We start from the raw sequence: 26,953 nt of genomic DNA, 5'->3' as shown, positions 1-26,953 counted from the left end.
TCAATGTCACGGTCACGCCATCAATCCCTAGCTCGCCGGTATCGTGCACGCCGTTGCCGTTCGTGTCTTCCCAGACCAGATTGCCGACGCTGGCCGGCCGATACAGACCGGCGTCCCACGTCAGGTCTTCCTCACCCGACACCAGCACTGTGGCGCTCATAGAACCGGTAGCCGAATTGGTCACATCCGAGTCGACCGCATCGTCGGTACCCTGATTGGCCGGGGTAAACTCGTACCCGCTCGGTCGATCCACTGTCACGGTGTATGTCCCCGGAGCAAGGTTGTCGAACCGATAGAAGCCACTACCATTAGTGGTGGTGCTGCGGTTGACCGCCACCCCCGCGCCGGTCATCCCGCTCAGCGTGACCCTCACGTTCGCTACTCCCGGCTCACCGATATCTTGGATGCCGTTGCCGTTCGTGTCTTCCCAGACATAGTTACCAATGCTGGCCGGCCGATACGCGCCTGCATCCCACGTAGTGTCGGTCTGACCACTCGTGAGCGTGAAGTTTGCAGTGCGATCGGTGGTTGGATTAGCATCCGAGTCCACCGCATCGTCAGTGCCCTGATCGGCGGCGGTGAAGACGTAGCCGCTCGGCAGGTTGCTGAAGATAAGGTAGTATTCGTCGGGCACAAGGCCGGTGAAGCTGTACGAACCATCAGCGGCAGTTGTAGCAGTTCCGACCACTGAACCATCAGCACGGTAGAGGGTGACGGTCACACCGCCGATCCCCGCCTCGCCGGTGTCTTGCACACCGTTGCCGTTGCGATCTTCCCAGACGAAGTTGCCGACGCTGGCCCGGTTAAAGACACCCATATCCCATGTCGGGTCGTTATCGCCGGCAGCCAGCGCGATCACCACCGTCTGGCGGGTAACCGGATCGGCGTCGCTGTCGATCGTGTTGTCGCTGCCCTGATCTTGCGGGCTGACATCGGTGTAGCCGGAGGGCAGGTCAAAGCGGACATAGTAGTTGCCGGGGATCAAGTAGCTGAAGCCGTAGATCCCGCTAGAGTCAGTGGTCGTAGTCGCCACCGACACATCATCACCACCACCGATATTTCCATCAGCACCGACGCTGAACAGTTTGACGATAACGTTGTTAATCCCAACCTCTCCACCATCTTGGATGCCGTTAGCATTCAGATCGTGCCAGACGCGATCACCGAGGCGAGCATGGCGGAAGAAGCCAAAGTCAACCGTCAGGTTGCCGTTGTTGCCATCACCATCATTGGTTGGCTCGTTACCACGGCTTAGCGTGATCGGCAGGCTATCGACGTTGCCGCCGGCGCCGGTCGTACCGTTGTCGTCGTTATCAAGGTTGTTATCGGGGTCTGGCGTCGCCATACCTTCGTAGAGGCCATTAGCGCTGCCGTTCGTGCCGGTGCTCGAGACGAAGTCGGCCAACGGTTGGCCCGTCGCGAACTGGCCGGCCGGAATACGCACGATGTAGTTGCCTTCAATCAGATCACTGAAGGTGTAGAGACCGCCGCCTGCCGTGGTAGTAGAGGCGACAAACTCACCTGCATCAACCTGACCGTTGCCGTTGCTATCGAGGTACAACTCGACGTGCACGCCGTCGATGCCGGGTTCACCGGTCTCGAACTGACCATTGTTGTTTACATCGTTCCAAACCAGATTACCGAGCGTCAACGGCTCGAAGAAGCCGAAGTCGAGAGTCAGGTTGCCGTTGCTGTCGTCGCCATCGGTGGCCGGCTCGAACGACGGGTTAAGCGTGATCACACCACTGACCACATCACCGCCGGTCTGATCGGTACCGTTGTCATCGTTATCCGCGTTATTGTCGGGATCAGGCGCCGGCTCATACGGGCCGCTTGCGGCACCGTTGCTACCGGTGCTTGAGCGATGGCGGTAGAGCGGCTGACCCGACACAAAATTACTCGCCGGAACCACGACGATGTAATCACCCTGCTCAAGACCGGTGAAGAGGTAATTGCCGTTGACATCGGTGGTCGTGAAGGTGACGAACTCGCTGGCATCAGGCTGGCTATTGCCATCACCGTCACGATAGAGTTCAACCCGGACGTTGGCAATACCACTCTCACCACTATCAACTACTCCGTTATCGTTGGTGTCGTACCAGACCAGATTACCGAGTGTCAACCGCGGGTAGAGACCGAGATCCCACGTCAGGTCGTTGTTATTGCTCGTACCGAGTGTGATCGTCGTAGTGCGCAAGGTTGCCGGATCGACATCCGAGTCGACTGCATTATCAGCGCCCTGATCAAGCGGGCTAATGGCGTACTGCGCTGGAATGTCGCTAAAGACCAGATAGTACGAACCGGCGATCAGGCGGTCGAAGAGGTAGCTCGTCACCGCCGTCGTCGAGGTGCGCGTAATCGACTGGATGCCCGGCGTTACCGGATCGCTGTCGAGCGGCTGGTTGGTCGTGGCATCGTAGATGGTGATGGTAATTCCGGCAATATTTGTGGTTTCGCCGGTATCCTGAATCCCATTACCATTCACGTCTAGCCAAATCCGATCACCTAGCCGTGCATCGTCAAACAGACCAAAGTCAATTGTCAGATTGCTGTTGGCATCGATGGCCGGATTGGTCATGCCGGTCGGTAATGTGGTATCAGGCTCATTGATCGGCAGCAAACCAACCCGCACCGCAAAGACTGGGCTACGTTCGCTATTGCCGGTTTGGGTACCGTTATCGTTGTTATCGGTCAGGTCAGTATCGGGATCAAGACCCGGTTCATACGGACCACTTGCCATACCGTTAATGCCAGTGCTCGACACCAGTGATGCGTTAGAGGCGACTTGAACGGCATACTGACCGCCATCACGCAAGCCACCGAAGAAGTAGCGTCCGCTATTGCTGGTAGAAATGGTTATTATTGCCGTCGTCTCCAAACCGTTGATCGTGCCATTACCGTCGGCATCATAGAGCAACTGCACCTGAATACCATCTAGACCAGTCTCAGCCCCATCTACCACACCATTGTTGTTGGCATCAAGCCACACCCGATTACCGACAGTCAAGCTGTAGAAACCGAAGTCAACCGTCAGATTGGTGTTGCTGTCACCATCTTCAGCGGTTGGTTCGTCGTCAACGCTCAGGGTGACTGCCCTGCTCACGACCGGCCCTGAACTGTTCGTCATCACTCCCACATTTGGCCCGATACCGTTGTCGTCATTATCGTTATCGTTATCAGGATCGGTCGTGTCGGCGCTGTCGTTGGCATTGCCACCATCGCTGCTACGGAAGAAGCGGAGAGGAGCGTCGTATGGACCAAAGTTACTGGCCGGAATGACGACGAGGTAGTCATCGGGGGCAAGGTTGTCGAAGCGGTAGAGACCGCCGCCGGTAGTGGTGGTCTCTGCCACCAGTGTGTCAGTACCGCTATCGTAGACGCCGTTGCTGTTGACATCACGGTAGAGCTGCACTGTCACATTATTGATACCGGGTTCGCCCGCATCTACTGCGCGGTTGTTGTTGTAGTCGTGCCAGACGAAGTTGCCCAGCGCCAGCGGACGGAAGAAGCCGAAGTCAACCGTCAAGTTACCGTTATTGCCATCGCCGTCGTTGGTTGGCTCATCTTGCGAGCGCAGGGTAATCAGGACTGCGCGCACGTTGCCGCTCCCGTCAGTAGTACCGTTATCGTCGTTATCGACATTATTATCGGGATCGGGCGTCGCCATACCTTCGTAGGGGCCATTAGCGCTGCCATTAGTGCCGGTGCTGGAGCGGAAGGCCGGTATAGCGCCGCTCGGCCCTAGCACCCCGCCGGCGGCAAAGTTGCTGGCCGGGATCTCGACCAGATAGTTGCCCGGATCAAGGTTGGCAAAGGCATAGAACCCGCCGCCGCTGGTAGTGGTCGTTGCCACCGGCGTATTTTCAGCCGGATCGATCGTGCCGCTGCGATCCGCGTCGTAGTAGAGGTTGACGGTCACGCCGTCAATGCCGCTTTCGCCGACATCGAGCATGCCGTTGTTATTCACATCGTTCCAGACCCGGTTGCCGAGGTTGACCAATTGGTAGAGGCCGGCGTCCCACGTCTGGTCATTCTGGCCGGCCACCAACGTGATTAACGCAGTTGCACCGCTCGTCCGGTCGGGATCGCTATCGGTTGCATCATTACCGCCCTGATCGCGCAGACTGCGCACATAGCCAGTTGGCAGATCGAAGACCAGATAGTAGTTATTCGCCGGGATCAGATAACCAAACCCATACACACCGGAAGCATCGGTGTTGGTACTGGCAATCGGGCTATCGCCGGCACTTTGGCCGGGTGTGCCGTCATCGTCACGGAAGAGCTGGACCTGCACCCCACTCACTCCCGTCTCGTCACCACCGTCCTGCACGCCGTTGGCGTCGCGGTCGAACCAGACCAGATTGCCGAGGCTAGCCGGGCGGAAAAGACCGAAGTCAACGGTAAGATTACTGTTCTCGTTGCGCGCCGGATCGCTCATCGCAGCGGGGAGCGGATCACTCTCATCAGTCGGCTCGCTGTTGGGACGCAACTGCACAACGGTACTACGCACAACGCTGCCACTCTGCGTACCGTTGTCATCACTGTCGGTATTGTTGGTATTGGCATTGGGCGCCGGCTCGAAGGGGCCGCTAGCGCTGCCATTCGTGCCGGTGCTCGATACATAGCCGCTCGGCAAGACCACCTCAACCACATAGTCGCCCTGCACTAAGCCGCTGAACAGGTAGTAGCCGCCGTTGCCGGTAGTCGTGGTTGCCACGGGTATGGTCTCACCGGAGTCGCTGACATCTCCATCACCGTTGAGATCACGGTAGAGACGCACGGTCACGCCGTCAATGCCATCCTCACCGGTATCAAGCAGGCCATTGTTATTGACATCGTCCCACACCCGATTGCCCAATGAGAGCAATTGGTAGAGACCGGCGTCCCACGTTGGATCATTCTCGCCCGACTCCAGATCAACCGTGATCGTGGTGGCTGTTGCGCTCACCCCACCGGGTACGTCCGAGTCGGTCGTATCGGTGGCTGCCGCCGCGTCACCTACCGTAAAGCCGTAGCCGTTCGGACGGGTAAAGCGGACGCGGTAGAGACCGGGTTGCAGGTTGGTAAAGCTATAGCTACCGCTGCCATTGGTGGTAGTCGTCGCCGCCGTATCATCAGCGGTGCCAAAGGTGCGGTCGCGTCCGGCCCCAATCAGCGCGACGGTTACATTGTTGAAGCCGGGTTCGCCTGTCTCTTGCACACCGTTGCCATTGAGGTCTTCCCAGACCAAATCACCTAAGCTGGCTGGAATGACCAGACCGGCATCCCACGTCAGATCATTCTCACCCGACTCAAGCGTGGTGGCGATCATCATGCCGCTGGCGTCAGCATCGCTATCGTTGGTATCGTTCGCTCCGGCCACCTCACTCGCCAGAATATCGCGGTAGGTAAAGACCTCACCACTCGGCGCCGTGACGGTGATCTGGTACGTACCCGGCGCGAGATTGGTGAAACTGTAGAGGCCGCCGCCGGCAGTGGTAGTGATCTGGTTAACCACCACACCCACACCGGTTGTTCCATTTAGTGCCACGACGACACCATCAATCCCTGCTTCACCGGCGTCTTGCACACCGTTGCCGTTCGTATCGCGCCAGACCCGATCACCAATCGTAGCTGGGCGGTAGAGACCAGCATCCCATGTTAAGTCCTCCTCAGCCGATTCAAGAGTCGTTGTCGGCATAGCACCGGCAATGTTCGCATCGGAATCGCCGATATCATCACCCTGATCGGCAGTGGTGAAGAGATAGCCGAGCGGTGCTGTTACCGTAATGGTATAACTCCCCGGCGTAAGGCCATCAAACGAGTAGAATCCGTTTGAGTCGGTTTGAGTCGTCATTGTCACGGCATCGCCAGCACCAGTCGTGCCGGTTAATGTCACGGTGACATTTGGAATCCCCGGCTCGCCGGCATCTTGGCGGCCGTTGCCGTTGCGGTCTTCCCAGACGAAGTTGCCGATGCGCGCCAACTGGTAGAGACCAAGATCGTACTGCGGATTATCCCCAGATACTGGCGTGAAGGGCGCCGTCTCAAAATTGTCGTTGGCATCGCTATCGAGCGCATCGTCCCCACCACGATCTTGGAGGCTACGAATATAACCGATCGGAATCTCACTGAAGCGAATCCGATAGGTATCCGGGAAGAGATTGGTGAACTGATAGAAACCGTTGAGATCGGTGTAGGTGACATCAACGACGGTATTATCGCTGTTACGTAGCAACTCGACCCGCACGCCGGGAACACCGGTCGTTTCGGTCGCATCCTGGATACCATCAGCATCGAGATCGATCCATACCCGATCGCCGACCGTGATCGTCTCGAAGATACCGGCATCGACAGTTTGATTATTGTCACCCGATACCAGTCGGATAACGCCGGTGCGTCCATCGAGCGGGTTGGCATCGCTATCGAGCGCATCGTCGTTGCCCTGATCAGCGCGGGTGAATGAACGATTGGCCGGCAGGTTATCAAAGACGACGTAGTACTCTCCCGGCAACAGATTGTTGAACAGATACAGGCCGTTGATATCAGTCGTTGTGGTCATCACCGGCGTGGCGCTGCCGGGCCGGTAGAGGCGCACCCGCACCCCCTGCACACCGCTCTCGGTCGCATCCTGAATCCCATCCACATCGGCGTCGAACCAGACATAGTTGCCGAGGCTGGCCGGGTTGAGCACACCCATATCGAGACTGAGATCAACTGCGCTCGACACCAGTTCAACAATCGGTGTGCGACGGTTGGCATCGACATCGCTGTCGGTCTCGTTAGTAGCAATGGCTGCATCAGGCGGACTCAGCAGGCTATAGCCGGGAGTAGCACCAAACTGAACAAAGTAGCGACCAGGAGTCAAATTGTCAAAGCGTTAGAAACCGTTGCTATCGGTGGTCGTACTACCAACCAACACATCATCACCTGTACCGGCCACATCATCGGTACCGGGCCGATAGAGTTCTACTGACACATTTGCCACACCCGGTTCGCCACCATCTTGACGGCCATTGCCATTGAGGTCGTGCCACACCCGGTCGCCAATGCTGGCCAACTGGTAGAGACCAAGGTCCCAGCGCAGATCGTTCTCGCCGGCGCTCAGGGTGGTCGGCACGGTCAAGAAGGTCGTTGGATTGACATCCGAGTCCGCATTATCGTTCGTACCCTGATCCTGCGGGCTCACCACAAAACTGGCAGGCACGACGAAGCGTAGATAGTAATTACCGGCCAACAGATTGTCAAAGTGATAGAGGCCATCAACGTCGGTGACAGTGGTGTTGAGTACATTACCTGAGCCGTCGTAAAGCACGACCTGCACACCGGGCACACCGGCCGTCTCGTTGGCATCCTGGATACCGTTGGCATTGAGATCGAGCCAGACCCGATTGCCGATGCTGGCGGTTGGCACAATACCGAAGTCCCATGTTGGATCATTCTCACCGGGTACGAGCGTCGTCATTATGGTCTGGTGCGTCACCGGATCGGCATCGCTGTCGAGCGTATCATCGCCTTGGTCACGCGGACTAGCACGGTAGCCACTGGGTAAGCTAAACTCAACGTAGTAATCATCGGGAACGAGATTGGTGAAGGTATAGACACCACTGCCATTAGTGGTGGTCATCGCCACCGGCACACTGCTGCCGGGCCGGTAGAGGCGCACTTGCACACCACTCACCCCCGGCTCGCCGGCATCTTGAATCCCGTTGTTGTTCGTATCACTCCAGACCCGATCACCAATGGCGGCAAAGACAAACAGACCCATATCCCAGTCGAGATCGTTCTCGCCTGGAGCAAGATCGATTAACGCAGTGCGGCGGGTGGTAAGGTCAGCATCGCTATCGGCAGCGTCGTTCGTCCCCTGATCGGTCGCTGTGACCGCGTACCCAGCCGGCGGCGGGCCAAACTGGACAAAGTAGCGACCGGGGGGTAGATTGGTGAAGCTATAGTTGCCACTGCTGTTGGTCGTCGTCGTCGCCACCAACTCATCGTCGGCCGTGCCGGCGAGGCCATCGTAGCCGGGCCGGTAGAGGCTCACCTCTACCCCGTTCACCCCCGGCTCACCGGCATCTTGGATGCCGTTGTAATTGAGATCGTTCCAGACCCGATCGCCAAGGCTCGCCAGCGCCGCCACCAAACCAGCATCCCAGCGCAGGTCGGTCTGATTGGCGGCCAGCGTAATCAACGTCGTAAGACCGGTTGCATCAGCATCGCTATCGAGGGCATCGTTCGACCCCTGATCGGGCGTGGTGAAGCTATAGCCGATCGGCAGATCGCTAAAGCGCACCCGGTAGGTACCAGCGTCCAGATCGGTGAAGCCATAACGGCCGGCGCCATCGGTCACGGTAATGGTTGGTTGCACACCGGGAGTCGCCGGGTCGCTATCAATCGAATTGCCGCTGCCATCGAGCAGCTCAACCGTCACGCCGGGCACGCCGGGTTCGGCGGCATCTTGGATGCCGTTATTGTTGGTATCGAACCAAACCCGATCACCAAGCGCAGCGCCACGGATAAAGCCGAAATCGAGGGTCTGGTTGCCGTTAGCATCATCGCCGTCGTTTACCGGCTCGCTGCCCGCCGCGAGGGTAATCGGCAACGAGCGCACCATGCCGCCGATCAGATCGCCGTTGTCGTCGTGGTCAACATCGTTATCGGGATCAGGCGTCGGATCATTGCCGCTGCTGGTGCGCATGCCGAACAACGCGCCACCGGGAGCAAAGTTGCTGTCATCAACCACCACAATGTAGTTACCGGCGGCCAAATTGGTGAACTGGTAATAGCCGGCTTCACCGCCAACCGTCATCGTCACCGAATTGCCAACATGCTCGCCGGGATCAGGCTGGCCATTGTTGTTGAAATCGCGGAACAGGCTTAACGACACGCCATTAATGCCGATCTCGCTATTGGCCGGCTCGTAGCGGCCATCGTTATCGCGGTCGTACCAGACCCGATTGCCCAACCGGAGCATGCCGGACGACGCAATCAGACCGGCGTCGCGGCTACGGTCGAGTTGATTGGCTGCCAGCGTAAAGACGGTCGTGCGGCCGGTCGTCGTATTGGCGTCTGAATCAACCTCGTCGTTGCTGCCGGTATCGGCCGTGGTGAAGGTAAAGCCAGCAGGCAAGCCAAATTCGATGTAGTAGTCGCCAGCACTGAGATCGCTAAAGATGTAGTAACCGGGATTGCCCAGGAAATCGTCGGTGGTGACAGTGGTGGCCACCAGCGTATTATCCGAGCGATAGAGCCGCACGGTCATACCATTGACGCCCTCGCTGGGAGGTTCATCCTGAATCCCATTACCATTGCGGTCAATCCAGACATAATTGCCAACCGCCGTCACCATCACCAAACCGACGTCCCACGTATCATCGTTCTCGCCTGCAACCAACTCGGTCACAGCGCTATAGCGGGTTGCCGGCTCAATATCCGAATCGACCGTATCGTTGGCACCCACATTCGGCGTGGTAAAGCCATAGCCGGCCGGTGGAGTCACGCGGATGTAGTAATCGCCGGGCGGAATATCGAGTGGGTCAGAGAAGAGATAGAACCCGGGGTTACCGTCATTATCCGGGCCAGAGATAGTAAAGCCCACCCAACGATCACCGGTACTCGGCCCGGTTATACCGTCGTTATCTTGGTAGAAATCGATCCGAGCACCGTTCACGCCGACTTCACCGGTGTCTTGCACTCCGTTCAGATTAGCATCGAGCCACACATAATTACCATACGACGGGGGCAACACCGCACCGCGCCTAATCCCAACACGCGGTGGTTCGGCGGCGAGGAGCGGATCACCATTGATGGTAAGGGCACGGTAACCAAAGGTATTCCACGCCACCTCGTCAGGAGTACCACCGACCGGCGCCCGCATCGGCCATGTCAAAATAACCGAATCACCTGGATAGAGAATCCGATTCCCGAAATCGATGCGGATCGAACGGACAGTTGTAATATCAGCGGGCGGGACCGTCGACCACTGCGGATCAACACAACCGGGGGCATCTATTGGATTACCATCAATATCGGTCAGGCCCAAATCCGGATTACGACAAGGATTGTTAGTAGTGCTGTAGTAGACCGTCGCACCGTCGGGCACACTGATCGGACCGGCCAAATAGGGCTGCCACTGGCTACCACGCGATTCGGTAAAGCGCACCACACCGACATCACCAACCCACGGCAAAATATCGATCAAGACCAGATTGGTCAGTGCCACCGAGTTGGTATTAGTGATAATCAACTTATAGTCGGCCATACCGCCCGGCGTAGTCTGACCAACATCAGGATCGCGCGTCCAATCGGTATCGAGCTGACCCAACACCCACTTGGCCGAACTAGCAGTGGCTGCTGCCGCCAAACTCAAGCTGGTAATCGATGAAGAGCAGATCAACTCGGAGATAATACCATCGCCATCTAGATCAAAAGTATCGGGTACTTGTTGACTACACTGATCGATAAAGATTTGGCTGGGCGGATTGGCAAAACTTGCCAATGACGCCGTATTCGTAATCATCCCGGCAAGCGTAGCCGGATTGATTCGCGCTTGAAATCGAATCGTAAACGACTGACCGGGCGGCAAGCTATAGCTATCCCACCGCCAACGCAAGAGCATACGACCGGTACCGTTGTAATTCTCAATTGCCTCAAACACCGGAGCGGGTGCGCCGGACGGACTCGAAACCACCGACCAGCTACCGGCTACATAGCTCAAACTTGGCACCAACAGATCGGCTAACACCGGATTCGCCAGTGCCGCCGCTGAAGTACCGATTTGGATATTTTGTAAGGTAAGCGTGTACTCTACCGTATCGCCGGCATAAGCAATGGTCGGATTAACCGACTTTCCAACCACCGCACGCGCACCGGGTTCGATGATACGGGTGCGTGCCTCACTCACGCGCGTGGAGGTAAAGCCATTAAACGTATATGCACTCGTCGCCTGATTGACGATCACCGCATTGACGGGGCTGGCGGTCACAACGGCGCTGAAACCGTGACCGGTGGCGCTAAAGCCAAACGGCAGCGGATCAAGATAGCGCCAGCGGATAGCAGTAATCTGCTCGCCGACGCCAAGCGTCAACGTACTACACCCACCACCGGTCGTCGGCGCAATATTGATACAGTTCGTTGTGGTAAAGGGACTACCGGGCACGGGGGTAAAGGTTGAGTTAAGATTCGTTGTGTATTCGAGCGCAACCCGGATACCAGTAACATTCCCACCATCGACGGTGATGCGAGTCACCTGCAATTCGGGCGGTACCGGATCGGTAATAACCACATCAGTCAAAGCTGTCGTACCGGTATTAACCGCGTTGAGGGTGTAGGTTACCGTATCGCCGATCAGCGCCGTCGTTGGACCACTCTTACTCGAACCTAAGCCAGGCGTGGGCGGTTGAATCCGCCGAACATCATCATCGGTCAAGGTTAAGGTAACCGAACCGGCTTGTGCTGTCACATCTACGACATTGCGCACCTCGGTACCAACGGAAAATGTTGTCGCGGGGAAGAGCACCGTCACCGTGCGGGTAGCGCAGAGACTGCTCGGCACAGTCAGGCTGGTCGCCGGCCATGTCACCGTATTCGTACCGCTATTGTAGGCACCGCCATCTGAAGCACTCACGAACGTCGCGCCGGCGGGTAACGTATCAACAATTTGAACATTCGTGAGATTCAACGACCCCAGACCACTATTCGGAATACAGACCTGCACCTGATAGGTTGTCGGCACATCAGGCGCACCGCCGGACACAAACGTCTTCGTCGCCACCGCCCGCGGTTCGGCACGCGCCGTGATGGTCAACGGATTGGAGAGGCGAGGTGGTGCCGTTGTCGAGCGCATCTCGGCACGCAAAGTAGCCGTCGTACCATCAGGAGTTGAACCGGCAGGAAAGCGAACCCGCAGCTCAAGGCGACCACTATCACCGGCACTGAGAGGGGCAGTAAACGTCCACGTTGCAGTCCGGGTAGCCGGATTGTAAGCCGTCGTTGTTCCGGTACCCAGCACCTGCACATCACCGACGGCACCGGCCAACTCAGGCGGAATAACAGCAGTCACCGTTGCATTCTCGCACGGCGTATTGATCACGCTCGAACAGCTATAGTCAACTTTAATCACCGCCCATTGACCACTATCAACAATGGGAAAATCGGTGCTGAGCATCACACTGACGGTAGCGTTCGCAAAGGCAATCGTCGGCTGTAAACCGCTAGAAACGACAGCGATGACGAGCAACAAGCTTACGAACGAGCGACGAAGTGCGGCGATGTTGGTCCACATAAGCTTAGATTCCTTAAGTAAGCAGACACAGTACTTCGGGTATGGCCGAAGCTACACCGAAGGCCTATCGTAAAATATACGCTTCCGGCGAACCACAGCATTACCAGATGGAACTCATCGTAGCAACCGAATCGGTGAGGATACATCGAACAAACGACCGTATTACACACATAGTGTGAAGAGCAGTACTACCTCTTTGCTTACCGCCGAACTACCATCGGAACAGCAAGAGATGCAACGGAAAGAAGCGGTTTCGCCGCAACAGAACCTTCCTAACCACAACATCAGGGCTGCACAGGGTCGTATGTCTCGCTTGCTTCCTACCAGGCAATAAATTTTTCCGATGCGTAAAGAGTTCGCAACCGTATCACAGATGACCTGGCAAGGCAAATAGTTTCAAATACAACACAATTGAGAATCATGCTCATTTATTGAAACTTCAGCGATATAATCACCTTATTTAGAGAGAAACACAATACGAATCAATTATTAATCCCGCCAAAATTTTGACATATATGCAACAAATCAAGTTTGACAAGCTAATGCACAACTTTTGCAAATATTGCACACCACTGTAATATATGCTATACTCACGGCGTAAAGAATATCCCAAATGCCTCATAGAGCTACAGGAAGCGCTGTCTGCTTTTGCGATCAAGTAGGAACAGGTACTGTCCGAAAAAAGTAGTTCAGATTCTGCGCTACAGGTTCAATCGCCTCGCCTAATCAGCTAGAAAGGTGTGCGCAATGGGTCTGCTCCGTTTCGCCGTCAAGACCTTTCGCCTCTCGCTTATGCGGGTAGGCGCCGGATGGATGTTCGCCCTTCTTACTTTCAATTTCAATCGCGTGACCATTGCTGACCTCGGTGCAATGGCGGTGATCGTCACCACATTGATCGGACTACACCACTTCATTTCATTCTTCCAAGTCTACTGGGGCCGATTCACCGACCGTTACCCGATATTTGGCTTGCGACGAACACCTTACGTTATCCTCTCAAACATTGGCGCCGCACTGATTTTTATGGCACTTCCCAGTATTGCCATTGGCCTCGGTGAGCGCTCACTGCTCGCGACGATTGAGGCATTTGGGTTGATCTTCCTGTTCGGTGTGCTGATGGCGATGAACGGCAGCTCGTCGAACGCTCTTATCGCCGAAGTGACAACCCCCAAAGAGCGCGGCGCGGTGGTTGCGTTTATCTGGGCGACGGTGATTATCAGTGGAATTGTCTCGGCAGGCGTGTCGCGGGTGATTATGCCACAATACTCACCTGAATCGATGCAATTCCTCTACAACCTTACCCCGATTATCGTTACAGTGACCGTCCTGTTAGGCGTAATTGGTCTTGAGAAGCCAATCTCAAAGGAAGAGCATCGCAAGTTGTTACTGGCTGCCCCGGAAAAGGGTGAGGCCGGCCCACTCGGGACGTGGCGGGTAGCTACGAGTCTGATGGGACACAACCCACAAGTGCGCGGATTCTTCCTTTTCGTATTGCTGGCGATTTTCGGTATCTTCCTGCAAGATGCCATTCTTGAGCCGTTTGGTGCTGAAGTCTTCAATATGCCACAAAAAGACACCGCTGCTTTCCAACAGATGTGGGGTGCCGGTGCGCTCCTCGGCATGCTGGGCATTGGTATCTTGTCGAGCGTCTTCTCGATTCAGAAGAAGACCATCGCAACGCTCGGTGGCCTCGGTGTAGCCGGCGGTTTGGCGTTACTCATGATTTCGGCCATGACCTACCATCGCGAGATTATTCAACCGGCCCTGTTCATTATGGGGTTGGGTATCGGCTTCTTCAACGTCGGCACACTCGCCATGATGATGGAAATGACGGTTGAAGGTCAGACCGGCCTGTATATGGGGATGTGGGGCATGGCTCAAGGACTGGGTAACGGTTTCGCAAACGTTGTGAGCGGCTTAGGGCATACGGTCATGATCGAAAGTGGCCTCGTCTCGCCCGCCACCGGCTACGCCCTCGTCTTTGGCTTCGAGGCCTTGTTGATGGTGCTAGCTATCGGCATCTTGCGTGGCATTTCGGTACAGGAGTTCAAGGGCCTTACCCGGCAAGATATTACAACGACATTGGCAATGGACACGGCCTCTTAAGTAGCTGCAATCGTATTGCTTGGCGCGGAGATATGCTCCGCGCCACTGGAAAATCGACTACGCATGGCATTAGAGATTACTTTTGACAAGATCGCCGATGTCTACGACGCCCAGCGTGCGCACCCACCGGCAGCAGCCACCGCAATCGGTCAAGCGATTGTTGCCCAAACCGGAATCGGGGCGAAGGTGTTAGAAATCGGGATTGGCAGCGGGCGCATTGCGCTACCGGTAGCGGCAGCCGGTACGCGCGTGATCGGGATTGATGTTTCAACCGGGATGCTAACAACGGCACGCGAACGTGCCCAACAGGCCGACGTGCCGTTATGGTTGATCCGAGCCGACGCACAAGCATTACCGTTTGCGACAGCGGCTTTCGATGCAGTTCTCGCTGTGCATGTCTTGCACTTGTTGTCCGATTGGCGGACGGCGCTCGCCGAGATGGTGCGCGTGGTTAAAACGGGTGGACTGATTATTCAAGGGGTTGACTGGCGTGACCCGACATCATGTGTTGGCTTGTTACGCAGCCAACTACGACAAGCAGTGATGGATCTCTTACCCGGTTCGCGACCACCCGGAGCCGGGGCGGCGGTTAATCAGCATCTGGCAAAACTAGGCGTATCTGTTGGCGACCCAATTGAAGCAGCCCGTTGGCAACGCTCCATTAGCCCGGCGGAAGTGCTGGCCGGTATGGCCGCCCGCATCGACACCGAAACGTGGGCATTAAGCGATGAGATACTGCAAGCCGCTATCGAACGAGTGCAGGTATGGGCAGAACACCGGTGGGCAGACCTCAACGAGCCACAGGTCGTTGAACATCGGTTTCTCCTGACGGTAGGGCGTGTGGCATAGGAGTGTCGTGGTCGTCGTGGTCAAGGTGGAGGAAGATAATGTACACTCCTGAACAACTCGAACGACGAAATCGCTCACCATGGACGAAAGCCCAATTTATCTTGGCCCCTATTCAGTTTATCGTCTTTATCATCAGCTTTGCCCTGGTTATCCGGTATCTCGCTACCGGTGAGGGATACTGGATTGCAACCATCAGCGTCTGGATCAAGATTGCGCTGATTTGGGCACTGACCATCACCGGCATGCTGTGGGAACACGATATCTACGGCAAATACTTCATGGCGCCCGAATTCTTCTGGGAAGACTTGGGCAACCTGATCGCCATCATTACCCATAACGCCTACTTCGTGGCAGTGTGGCTCCACCTCGATAGCCGCACCGTGATGTGGGTGATGGTCTTTGCCTACGTCACCTACCTCTTCAATGCCGGTCAATTCCTCTGGCGCGGCATCCGCTCGGCCAAAGAGCGACGTCTGCTTGAGGCGCAATTGCGCGCTCAGGCATCAGGAACAGCAAAGGCGCAGTAACAACGATGAGGTTGCGGCACACCTAATGGCCGTGTCGCTCAGCGAGATTACGCTCCGGCGTACTAGAAAGCGGAATAGATTGTATGCCGATCAAATCGCGTGCAGTAGTTATTCCCAAGCGGAACACCATCGAAATTCGGACGGTGCAGGTCAATGAGCCAAAATCGGGCGATGTGTTAATCAAGACGGCATTTACCTCGATTAGTGCCGGTACCGAACGCATGCTGCTCGATGGCCGCCTCCCTCAACCCCAATTGCTCTTCCCGGTCGTTCCCGGCTACGAGACCGTGGGGCAGGTTGTGCAGGTAGGCAGCAAAGCACCGAAAGAGTTGCTTGGCCAGTGGGTGTATATCGGCGGTGCGCGGTGCTTCCGGGGAGTGAATGCTGCGTGGGGTGGGCAGAGCGAATACATCACTGCCGAGCACGAGCGGGTGGTACCACTGGGAACGATAGAACCGGCTACCGGTGTTCTCCTGGCGCTGGCGGCTACTGCCTTGCACGGTGTGCGCATCGGCCAGATTCGACGCACTGACCGTGTTCTCGTGTTGGGGCAGGGGATTGTCGGCCAACTGGCGGCCCGGTTGGCAAAATACGCCGGCGCGCAACACGTTGCCGTCGCCGATCGGGTGGCGGTACGGTTGCAGGCTAGTCAAGCTGATCAGGTGATCGACGTGACCCGCGAGTCGCTTGATGAGGCCATTGGTGAATCGAAAGTGGATGTGCTGATCGAGGCGACCGGTTCGATGGGAGCGCTGTCGGGAGCATTACCGTTGCTCGCGAACCATGGTCGGGTGGTATTACTCGGCTACTACGATCATATCAATATTCCCTACGCACCGGTTTTTATGCGCGAAGCACAGATTCTGGTCGCGCGTGAGTGGGAGTTTGGCCCCGATGGTGACCTCCCGCGGGTACGTGACCTGCTGGCTAATGGTGAATTGAAGGTGGATGGTCTGCTTACCCATTATGTCCCGCTTGACCGGATCCAAGCTGCGTACCGACTGGCACTGGAAGATCCGGCCTGCCTCAAAGTGGTGGTCACGTGGCCTCAAAACGGGGCGGCTGAGTAATATGACACCGCATGGAATGGAGAAGTAACGAACAATTGCCTGAGCGGAGCGACGACGCCTAGAAAGAGAAACAGCACATGCCTGCGCATCCCAAGCAGAAACAGACCAGTACAACCGCCCGGATGCTAGCCGTTTACGGCAAAGGCGGTATGGGAAAGTCGTTCTTTACTACCAATCTGGTCAGCAAATTGGCACTCTTGGGAAATAGGGTACTCCAGCTCGGTTGCGATCCGAAGCACGATAGCTGTAATGCTCTCTTCGGAGGAGTAAGCTTACCCACGCTTGGCGATGTCTGGCGTGAGTTTAAGGAAGCTGGGCGAGAAGATGAATTGGCCCCACATCACGTCATCTTTAAGACGACCATTATGGACGGAGCAGCAACCGTCTACGGTTGTGAGATCGGTGGTCCTGAAGTCGGACGTGGTTGTGGTGGACGCGGCATCACGTTCGGCTTTGATATGCTCGAAAAGTTCGGTCTGAGCCAATGGGCGCTCGATTTTGTCGTCATGGACTTTCTGGGCGATGTCGTGTGCGGTGGTTTTGCAACCCCCCTCTCACGTTCGCTGGCCGAAGAGGTCATTATTCTCTGTGGCAACGACCGCCAAAGCCTTTACGCAGCGAACAATATTGCCAGTGCGGCTAAGTACTTTGCTAGCATGGGTGGACGGACGAAACTCCTCGGCCTGGTCGTTAATCGTGACGATGGCAGTGGCGTAGCTGCTCGCTTTGCCGAGAAGATTAACTTACCGGTGTTGGCAAGTATTCCCCTCGACCGCACCGTGCGTGAACTGGCCGACGCTTGTAAACTCGCTTTGCAAGAACCTCGCTTTGACGCGATTTTCGACCGCTTGGCCCGCCAGATCATTGACCGCACGCTACCGGAAGTAAAAATGGAAGAAGTGCAGCCTCTCGCCTACAAAGAGTTTTTGAGTGTCTTTGGTGCGGAGGAGCCGGACATCGTACCCGATGGGGCGAGTGCCGAAGAGTTGTTTGGTGGGCAACCACAGCGGAAATCGGCACCGGTGATAACACTAGGTCTGATGGAGCGCGCGGTGGGCGACAAACCCGACATGGATGCACCAACCCGAATGGTGGTCAAGCGCTTACTCAACGAACTCGGTATGTACGTTACGGAAGCCAACCACGATCCCAAGAAAGGAATGACGCTCACCGTTGATGGCTACACCACCATTTGCATGGGGAGCGCTGACGATCTCGATAGTAAGATTGCCATTCTGGCTGCGTTAAAACGTTCGGGTGAGCAATTCCGTTATGTCGATTTACGCCGACCGGCTAGCCCATTCTACCGCTAACCGAGCGATTTGGTTGTAACCGTTGGGTGGATGATGGAGGTAAGTAATGCGGCTGCACCTTGCGACCAAACCGACCGAATATCGAGTTGCGCCGCTCATCCTGCGTGTACGTTGGTGGATCGAGGGATGGATTTGGCGCTGGGGCGAAACGGCAGCAACCTTGCACGCCAAAAGCCCTGATTTGCAACATCCACTATGGAGGCGGTGATGAACGGAACCGATATCATCCCTGATCTGAAAGAGCTTAGCCGTCTCCTGATCGAGCGGATGCGGGTAAAACGCCGCCCGGTTGCAATTACCTATTGTTATGACGGACCACCACCGGGATACGAGCCGGCCAATGTAGTCGCTTGTGCCATCGTGCGTGAAGCCGAACAGGGACGCCGAGTGTATATCGACGCAGAGCACCACGATTGCTGGGTCGGTCAGTACCACCTTGGCTTCAACCCCAATCCGGGGCCGTACATTACCGAGGGCATCTATCTGACCGATGCACAGGGCTTTTACACGCCGGAGGCAGCAGCTTGCAACAAACGACAAAGCTATTCGTTACCGGCCGGAATGATTAAAGCCTTGGCAGCGGCACCGCTCGATGATGTACCTGACGGTGTGCCGGTCGATCTGATGGTATGCGTGGTTGATCCGCAACGGGCAATGCAAATCGCCGGCGCTGCTAGTGTGCGGATCGGGACATTTCCGGTCGGTGAGTTAGGTGCTAGTGCTTGCGCCTCGATTTTTGCAGCCCCATGGCACACGAAAAATTCAGTTTTTGCCATTGGCGATGGCGGCGGACGGATGCATAACCGGCTCGATCCGAGTGAAATGTTCGTTTCCATCCCGCGATCACATTTGCGCTACGTGGTAGAATTAATAGAGAACTTCCGCATTGATCCACAAAAAATGCGTGAAGTGATTATGCCATCGTATGCCGCAAAAGCTAAACAGCCGCGAGAGGAGTGAACACTATGCCTAGCGGACTCGGAGAAGCCACCCAAATGATCGGTCCGTTGACGCCGGCAATCCTGTGTTGGGCCTGTTTGATCCTAACCGTTCTTGGTCTCGGTCTCACGTTCATCTGGACGAATGTCACGGCCTACGCTCGTCGCACTCGTAACGGGCGGAAACCGACGGCGGGATCGGTGGTCAAGTCACAACGTTAATCGGCCCACAGCGGGATCAGGGCGTACCCGTCGCATACAGCAGAGGGTTCGTTTATCTGTCCCGCCTACATCGGGGTTGATGGGTTGGGCGGGCATGTGCCCGCCCATACATTTTGTAAAGGTGTTGCGCAATGAACAATGAACACGACCAAGTAGTCACCACCGAAGAAGTATCGAGCAATGGGCAAGCGCCCGCGACGAATGCTCCGATACCACCCTACCCGTTTGTTGCCATTGTTGGTCAAGCTGAATTGAAGTTAGCGCTGTTGCTTTGTGTGGTCAATCCAACCATCGGTGGTGTGATGGTGATGGGCCACCGTGGTACCGCCAAATCGACATCGGTACGGGCCTTAGCAGCCATGCTACCGCCGATCAAGGCAGTGGCCGGCTGCCCGTATTCGTGCGCACCAGATCGGACAGCCGGTCTGTGCGATCAGTGCCGGGCGATTCCTGCTCAGAAGGGTAAATCCAAGAAACTGAGTGTGATCAATATTCCGGTGCCTGTCGTTGATTTACCACTCGGTGCAACGGAAGATCGGGTGTGTGGTACGCTCGATATTGAGCGTGCGCTAACGCAAGGAGTACAGGCGTTTGCTCCGGGCCTGCTGGCACGCGCCAATCGTGGGTTTCTTTACATTGATGAAGTGAATTTGCTCGAAGACCATTTGGTTGATGTGTTGCTTGATGTAGCCGCTTCGGGGGTGAATGTCGTGGAACGTGAAGGGGTGAGTATCCGCCACCCGGCACGCTTTGTGCTGGTAGGATCGGGCAACCCCGAAGAAGGTGATCTGCGACCACAATTACTCGACCGCTTTGGCCTCCATGCCCGCATCACGACGATCACCGATGTGAATGAGCGGGTCGAGATCGTCAAACGGCGCCGTGAATACGACGCCGATCCGTTTGCCTTTGCTGAGAAGTGGTCGAAAGAGACCCAGAAATTGCAGCGCAAGATTAAGCAGGCGCAACGTCGCTTGCCCGATGTCGTGTTACCCGATCCGGTGCTCTACAAAATCGCCGAATTATGCGTCAAGCTTGAAATTGATGGTCACCGTGGTGAGCTCACATTGGCCCGTGCCGCTACTGCTTTGGCTGCATTAGAAGGGCGTAACGAGGTGACGATACAGGATGTCCGCCGCATCGCAGTGCTCGCGCTACGTCACCGTCTCCGCAAAGATCCGTTGGAGACCCAAGATGATACTGTCCGAATCGAGCGAGCGGTAGAAGAGGTGTTAGTGCCGTAAGTGTGATGGCGATACGCATCCTGCCGCAATCCTTTCATCCTGTATGGACTGCGGCAGGCATCCTGCTGCAATCCACATAGCCAGGCACGTTACACCGTAGGAGGAATCGCATCTGGCAGCGTGACGAACAACAACGATCACGCTGACAGGAGTACATTATGGTACAAAGAGTGAAAGAACTACCGACAGGGCCACTTCCCTTCACGGCAATTGTCGGCCTCGAAACAGCCCGACAGGCTCTGCTCCTGTTGGCAGTCGATCCGCTACTGACCGGTGTCGCGATTGGGGCAGGAGCAGGTACCGGTAAGAGTGCGTTGGTACGCGCCTTTGCACATATGCTGGCCGGAGGACGTGAGTTTGACCCCACCTTACCCTGCAATTTGGTCGAGATGCCGATCGGCGTGAGCGAAGACCGGCTCTTGGGCGGGATTGACATTGAGGCGACGCTGGCCCTCGGCGAACGGGTGCATCGCAGCGGGTTGCTGGCACGGGCCAACGGCGGCTTGTTGTACGTTGATAGCGTCAACTTGCTCGACGATAGCACGATCAACCACATTCTCGGTGCGTTGGATAGCGGCGTAGTGCGGGTCGAGCGAGAAGGAATATCCGTTGTGGAACCGGCCCGTTTTGTGCTGCTCGTCACATATGACCCGGCGGAGGGTCCTCCCCGTCGCCATTTGCTCGACCGCCTAGGGTTGATCGTAGCGCCGATCGGTAAAGCACCGGTGACGACGCGGGCCGAGGTTGTGCGTCGCAACCTCCACCCCCCCCTTGATTACGAAGATGATGAGGCGCTGGTGTTGGCCGGCATTCTGGCGGCACGTGAATTATTACCGAACGTCACCATTACCGATGATCAGATTCGACAATTGAGTCTGACCGCACTAGCATTAGGGATCGAAGGGCACCGGGCCGATATGTTCGCGGTGCGGGCAGCCCGGGCAGCCGCCGCACTGGCCGGACGTGATGAGGTGAGTAATGAAGACCTTGAGCTGGCCGTGCGGTTAGTGATGCTGCCGCGTGCTACACGGTTACCAGAAATGACACCGGCAGAATCCCAACCACCACCACCAACCCCAGAACCGGCCCCACCACCACCGAGTCAACAACAAGAGGACGACGAGCAGAACAATGATGACGATCAACCACCGACGCCACCAGACGAAGAGCTGACAGTCGAGGATCTTATCCTGGCGGCAATGGATACAGAAGTACCGCCGGACATCCTCGAAACGCCGTTTACCGTGCGCCGACGTGGGCGGAGTGGTTCACGTGGTACTATTTCCGGGCAACGCGGTCGCCATATTCGTTCGGTACCGGGGAGTCCGGCTCAGGGACGGCTTGATGTCATTGCCACACTCCGTGCCGCCGCACCATGGCAACGACTACGAGCGAGCGACCATCCGCAACATCAGCATCGGCGTGGACGAATTCATCTACGTGCTGAAGACTTACACATCAAGAAATACCGTTCTAAGGCAGGGACACTCTTCTGTTTTCTGGTTGATGCCAGCGGTTCAATGGCTTTGCACCGCATGCGACAGGCGAAAGGCGCCGTCAATGCACTCTTGCAGCAAGCCTACGTCCACCGCGATCAGGTGGCGTTGCTGGCTTTCCGTGGTGAGCGGGCCGATCTGCTCCTTCCTCCATCACAAAGCGTCGAGCTGGCAAAACGCGCCCTCGACGTTTTGCCAACCGGTGGCGGCACCCCACTCGCAGCGGCACTCCTGGCGGCATACCAGATCAGCGAGCAAGCACGGGCGCGTGGTATCTTCCGCACCACCATTGTGCTGATCACCGATGGGCGACCCAATGTACCGCTTAAGGCCGACCCCACGATGGACAAAAACCGCCGGCTTGAACAAGCTCGTCAAGAGGTGCAGCAACTGGCCGGTCGGCTGCGCGCTGCCGGTGTCGGTGCTGTGGTCATTGATACCCAGCGCAGTTTCGTTTCACGGGGTGAAGCACAGCAATTGGCAGCTTGGCTCGGTGGGCGCTATGTGTATCTGCCAAACGGACGAGGGGATCAGATTGCGAATGCCGTCATTGCTGCTAGCGAAGAGATGTAGTCCCGTGTCATCAAACCAGAACCTGTGACACATAACAACACCGGCAACGATGATCGTTGCCGGTGTTCGTGTCCCCGGCAGGCCGGCCAGTAGAGGGAAGGAGGAGAGTGGAAGAGGGGCAACGGGGCACTGAAGAGATGATGTACAAGTAGCACTGAGGTTCGCTACAGTTGCCTCTCTACCGGCGGGCCATGCCGTCTTCACATGCCTATAGCATACGATGACAAGTTACAAGCGGCAATAGTTCTTTATTCCCCTTTGCCATGACCCACATGGGTAGCATATAGCAGTATTAACTTTTGCGAGACAGCCGGTTGTCATAGCGCATGCACTCACAACCATCAGACAACAGATTGGCAACCAAGATGTGCTACAATCAAGAATAGTAAACCAACCGGCTCAACAAACCGTTGCATATGCCGTCTAAATCACGAGGCCCAACTCTATTTGACGCGCAACGTCAACAGACGTTGCAGCAACAAGCGCCACTCGCGGCACGGATGCGCCCACGCACGCTCGACGAATTCGTCGGGCAGACGCATATCATCGGTGAGGGTAAACTGCTGCGACGGGCAATTGCCAACGATCAGCTCTTTTCGCTGATCCTGTGGGGGCCGCCGGGGAGTGGCAAGACCACACTAGCTCAGATTATCGCAAGTAGTACCAATGCCCACTTCGAGCCGTTGAGCGCAGTGAGTGCTGGGGTCAACGATCTGCGGCGGGTCGTGCAAGAGGCTAAAGATCGGCTAGGCATGTTCCAACAACGCACGGTCGTCTTTATCGACGAAATCCATCGCTTCAATAAGAGCCAGCAAGACGCTATCCTCCCTTACGTAGAGGATGGCACGATCATTCTGATCGGCGCGACAACCGAGAACCCTTCGTTTGAAGTGAATGCAGCCTTACTCTCGCGAGCGCGCATCTTCACGCTTGAAGCGTTGACCGATGAAGAGATCGGCATATTGATCGACCGGGCACTGAGCGACCGTGAGCGTGGTCTAGGCGATCTGAAGATCATGCTGGCGAGCGATGCGCGTAAATATCTTATCAATATGTCAAATGGTGATGCGCGAACTGCACTGAACGCGCTCGAGGCAGCGGCCCGCTCGAAGCCACCGGCCATCGGCGAGACTCGGCTGATCACGGTTGATGATATTCGCGACGCCTTGCAAAGCCGAGCTGTGCGCTACGATAAACGTGGTGAGTTGCATTACGATGCTATCTCGGCGTTACACAAAAGCATACGTGACAGCGATCCCGACGGTGCACTGTATTGGTTGGGTCGTATGCTCGATGGCGGTGAAGATCCACTCTATATTGCCCGCCGGCTGGTACGGATTGCGGTTGAAGATGTGGGATTGGCCGATCCACAAGCGTTACCGCAGGCGATTGCAGCACAGCAAGCAGTACATTTTCTCGGTCAACCGGAAGGGGAGTTAGCGCTAGCGCAAGCGGTGGTCTACCTTTGCCTCGCGCCGAAGAGCAACGCCCTCTACCGCGCGTACAATGCGGTGCAACGTGACGTAGCCGAAACCCGCAACGAGCCGGTACCGCTCCATTTACGTAATGCACCAACGGAGTTGATGAAACGATTGGGCTACGGACGGGGCTACGAATATGCGCACGATTTGCCGGAAGGTCGGTCGGATCAAGAGCATCTGCCACCAAATCTGGTTGGTCGAATCTACTATGAACCGACTAACCGCGGTTTTGAAGCGGTCGCCCGTGAACGATTGGCGTGGCGCGAGGAACGTCGGTCGCAACCGGAACCGCCAGCACCGGCACCACCCGAGGAGTTAGCGCCCGGTGAAGAACCTCAGGCGCCGCCGGCGGAGACATCGCCACGGCGGCGTGGTAAACGAACTACCTTTTAGGGTTTCGCAGCGGCACGATGTTATTGTGCCGCACGATAAGCTGTTTCCTGACAAGGAACAAAGGTATGATTGACCGAGCACACGTCGTCATTATCGGTGCAGGCGTGATCGGCGCCAGTATTGCCTTTCATCTGGCCGAACGTGGTCTGCGCGATGTGATCATCCTTGAACGCGAAGAAACCGAAATTAGCGGAAGCACTGCTCGCTCGGCAGCCGGCGTGCGTCACCAATTCTCATCACGTACTAACGTGTTACTGTCGCGCTATAGTATCGAACGGTTGCGCCACTTTGAGAAAGAGGTGGGTGGTCACGCCGAACTACACCAAGTCGGTTACTTATTTTTGATTAACGACGAGGCGACATGGGCGCAATATATGCATAATGTCGCGATGCAACGCGAGCTAGGAGTGCGGGTTGAGGTACTTACCCCTGACGAAGCAGCTCGCTTTATCCCAAGGATGCGGATCGACGACCTCATTGGCGCAACATTTGGCCCTGACGACGGTTACTGCGATCCCTATGGAATCGCGCTCGGCTATCTGCGCGCAGCACAACGTCACGGTGTGCGTCTGCGCCGTAGTACACCGGCCATCGGATTCCACATCAATAGTGGGCGAGTCACGGCAGTTGAAACGCCAGCCGGTACCATTGGCTGTGAGATCGTGATCAACTGTGCCGGGCCATGGGCCGGTGAAGTCGCGGCGTTGGCCGGTCTCGATCTACCGGTGCGACCATACCGTCGTAACGTCTATATGACCACCCCCTTCCCGGTCATCAATGCACCGATTCCACTCACAATTGACGTTGCCACCGGTTTCTATATGCGACGCGAAGGTCAGAGTATTTTGATGGGCCGCTCGAAACCTAACGAGCCAAGTAGTACCAACACGAACGTCGATTGGGAATGGCTAGAAGCAGTGATAGAAGCCGGCATCTATCGCTTCCCAATCCTTGAGTCGGCAGGGTTAGCCGAGCAACAGTGTTGGGCCGGGCTATACGAAATCACCCCGGATCATAACCCCATCCTTGGTCGACACCCCGACCTTGAAGGCTATATTGATGCCAGCGGCTTTAGTGGCCATGGCATTATGCACGCTCCGGCTACCGGTCTGCTGATCGCCGAAGAGGTGATCGATGGACGGGCACACACTATCAATATCGACGAGCTGCGGATCGACCGGTTCCGCCGCGGTCAACTCGCATCCGAATTCAATGTTATCTAATGAGGTGATGAACCATGACACTTGATGAAGCCATCGCCGAAATCCAGCGCCGAATTGCTGCGGCTAGCCCCACTGCGGTGACAAGAGTGACGCGCGTGTCAACCGAGGAGGCGAGCATTCGCGCGTATGCCCCTGCTGCTGACGAACAGGCGATCAAGAATGCGACGAACGAGTTTACCATCTCCCTACTGACTAATGAGGGTCTCGATGTGCAGGTATTAGTGTATGACATTACGACCTCGCTCCCGCCAGAGGAGTAGGTGAGCGGGGATGACGAAGGCCTCATGTGGGGATTCTGCTGAGTAGATCAACCGGTTCGGAGGGCAAAAGAACCGCCCCGCTCACGTCCTTGCAGTCACAAGGGCGGAGGCGGGGCGATTACAGTACCACCACGATGCTGTCTCTGTGGCCTGCGTAAGATTTAGAGGATCATCTAGCCGGTGACGGCATAATCGCAGCCTCGGCTTATGTTCATCTCATCGTCGCTCACCGTCCATCAACACTTGCTGCAACTGCCGTTTGAGCCGCGCAAATGCTGGGTCGGTGACGAGGGCATACGAGCGCGGTCGTGGTAGATCGACCCGTACTTCCAACGCGATCCGCGCCGGGCGTGGCGTGAGGACATAGATACGATCGGCGAGAATGATCGCCTCGTCAATGTCGTGGGTAACGAGCACGACGGTGCGATCCAACCGATCCCAGAGCGTCAGCAGCCATTGCTGCAACTGAGCGCGGGTAAGTGCATCGAGCGCACCAAAAGGTTCGTCGAGCAGCATAATCGGGCGATGCCAGAGGACGGTGCGTAAAAAAGCGGCGCGCTGACGCATCCCACCTGACAAAAGAGCAGGGCGGGCATCGCCCCAGCCTTGCAAGCCGAAATCGGCCAGCAACGCACGCGCCTCGCGGCGGGCCGCCGCGACATCGCCGCCCTGCACAACCGTCGCCAACACCGCATTCTCGATCACCGACAGCCACGGCAACAGCGCATCACGTTGCGGCATATACGCCACCTGCCCGCGCCGACCGGTCACCTCAATTCCGTCGATCAGCACTGCACCGGCATCAGGCGATTCAAGACCGGCAATGATGTTGAAGAGAGTCGTTTTTCCACTCCCGCTCGGACCAATAACGGCGACAAACTCGCCTGCCGCGGCCTGCATACTCAACCGGTCGAGCACCTGAACCGGACCGGTTGGCGATGCGAAGGTCTTACTAATTGCACGAAGTTCGAGCGTTGACATATATGTATTGTGATGGCA

General features: G+C 56.5%; 16 protein-coding genes. 13 read left to right on the top strand and 3 right to left on the bottom strand.

Features of this window, described 5'->3' with window-relative positions:
* Together AC01ZF_RS04045 and AC01ZF_RS04040 are read right to left on the bottom strand one after the other, a co-directional pair.
* On the bottom strand, positions 1–6,847 hold a 6,847-nt coding region (locus tag AC01ZF_RS04045), incomplete at its 3' end, for an SdrD B-like domain-containing protein (RefSeq protein ID WP_476575133.1).
* 12 nt (positions 6,848–6,859) lie between these two features.
* Entirely contained in the window at positions 6,860–12,259 is a 5,400-nt protein-coding gene (locus tag AC01ZF_RS04040) for an SdrD B-like domain-containing protein (RefSeq protein ID WP_476575132.1), read from the bottom strand.
* Between the two features lie 747 nt (positions 12,260–13,006).
* Here AC01ZF_RS04040 and AC01ZF_RS04035 point away from each other — a divergent pair.
* The 13 genes from AC01ZF_RS04035 (at position 13,007) to AC01ZF_RS03975 (ending at position 25,954) form a co-directional block, all read left to right on the top strand.
* On the top strand, positions 13,007–14,365 hold the full coding sequence (locus tag AC01ZF_RS04035) for a BCD family MFS transporter (protein ID WP_428131983.1): 1,359 nt from the start codon (positions 13,007–13,009) through the stop codon (positions 14,363–14,365).
* A 63-nt stretch (positions 14,366–14,428) separates the two neighbouring features.
* Entirely contained in the window at positions 14,429–15,214 is a 786-nt protein-coding gene (locus tag AC01ZF_RS04030) for a class I SAM-dependent methyltransferase (RefSeq protein WP_424675674.1), read from the top strand.
* Between the two features lie 38 nt (positions 15,215–15,252).
* Positions 15,253–15,741 carry a 2-vinyl bacteriochlorophyllide hydratase gene (gene bchF, locus AC01ZF_RS04025; protein WP_424675673.1) on the top strand — a complete coding sequence of 163 codons (489 nt, stop codon included), beginning with the start codon at positions 15,253–15,255 and terminating at the stop codon, positions 15,739–15,741.
* 83 nt (positions 15,742–15,824) lie between these two features.
* On the top strand, positions 15,825–16,811 hold the full coding sequence (gene bchC, locus AC01ZF_RS04020) for a chlorophyll synthesis pathway protein BchC (protein WP_015941834.1): 987 nt from the start codon (positions 15,825–15,827) through the stop codon (positions 16,809–16,811).
* 77 nt (positions 16,812–16,888) lie between these two features.
* The gene (locus AC01ZF_RS04015; protein WP_424675672.1) at positions 16,889–18,124 is read left to right on the top strand and encodes a chlorophyllide a reductase iron protein subunit X; all 1,236 of its coding nucleotides are present in this window, start codon (positions 16,889–16,891) and stop codon (positions 18,122–18,124) included.
* Between the two features lie 46 nt (positions 18,125–18,170).
* Positions 18,171–18,332: a hypothetical protein gene (locus AC01ZF_RS04010; RefSeq protein WP_424675671.1), complete on the top strand. Its 162-nt coding sequence runs from the start codon at positions 18,171–18,173 to the stop codon at positions 18,330–18,332.
* The gene (locus tag AC01ZF_RS04005; RefSeq protein WP_424675670.1) at positions 18,332–19,084 is read left to right on the top strand and encodes a DUF169 domain-containing protein; all 753 of its coding nucleotides are present in this window, start codon (positions 18,332–18,334) and stop codon (positions 19,082–19,084) included. The genes AC01ZF_RS04010 and AC01ZF_RS04005 overlap by 1 nt, the downstream gene beginning before the upstream one ends.
* A gap of 5 nt (positions 19,085–19,089) precedes the next feature.
* A complete protein-coding gene (locus AC01ZF_RS04000) occupies positions 19,090–19,284 on the top strand; it encodes a hypothetical protein (protein WP_287904522.1) in 195 nt (64 codons plus the stop codon).
* 131 nt (positions 19,285–19,415) lie between these two features.
* Positions 19,416–20,528 carry a magnesium chelatase ATPase subunit I gene (gene bchI, locus AC01ZF_RS03995; RefSeq protein ID WP_424675669.1) on the top strand — a complete coding sequence of 371 codons (1,113 nt, stop codon included), beginning with the start codon at positions 19,416–19,418 and terminating at the stop codon, positions 20,526–20,528.
* 158 nt (positions 20,529–20,686) lie between these two features.
* A complete protein-coding gene (bchD, locus tag AC01ZF_RS03990) occupies positions 20,687–22,597 on the top strand; it encodes a magnesium chelatase ATPase subunit D (RefSeq protein ID WP_424675668.1) in 1,911 nt (636 codons plus the stop codon).
* Positions 22,598–23,013: 416 nt separating this feature from the next.
* The gene (locus AC01ZF_RS03985; protein ID WP_424675667.1) at positions 23,014–24,471 is read left to right on the top strand and encodes a replication-associated recombination protein A; all 1,458 of its coding nucleotides are present in this window, start codon (positions 23,014–23,016) and stop codon (positions 24,469–24,471) included.
* 65 nt (positions 24,472–24,536) lie between these two features.
* The gene (locus AC01ZF_RS03980; protein WP_424675666.1) at positions 24,537–25,694 is read left to right on the top strand and encodes an NAD(P)/FAD-dependent oxidoreductase; all 1,158 of its coding nucleotides are present in this window, start codon (positions 24,537–24,539) and stop codon (positions 25,692–25,694) included.
* A gap of 14 nt (positions 25,695–25,708) precedes the next feature.
* Positions 25,709–25,954, top strand: a complete 246-nt coding sequence (locus AC01ZF_RS03975) for a hypothetical protein (protein ID WP_424675665.1) — start codon at positions 25,709–25,711, stop codon at positions 25,952–25,954.
* Between the two features lie 216 nt (positions 25,955–26,170).
* Here AC01ZF_RS03975 and AC01ZF_RS03970 read toward each other — a convergent pair whose 3' ends face one another.
* Positions 26,171–26,935, bottom strand: coding sequence for an ABC transporter ATP-binding protein (locus AC01ZF_RS03970; protein WP_424675664.1), 765 nt, complete (start codon positions 26,933–26,935; stop codon positions 26,171–26,173).
* Between the last annotated feature and the right edge of the window lie 18 nt (positions 26,936–26,953).

The organism is Chloroflexus sp. (genome assembly GCF_056331925.1).
The sequence above is the reverse complement of the archived record's forward strand: the minus strand, read 5'-3'. Positions and strand labels throughout refer to the sequence as shown.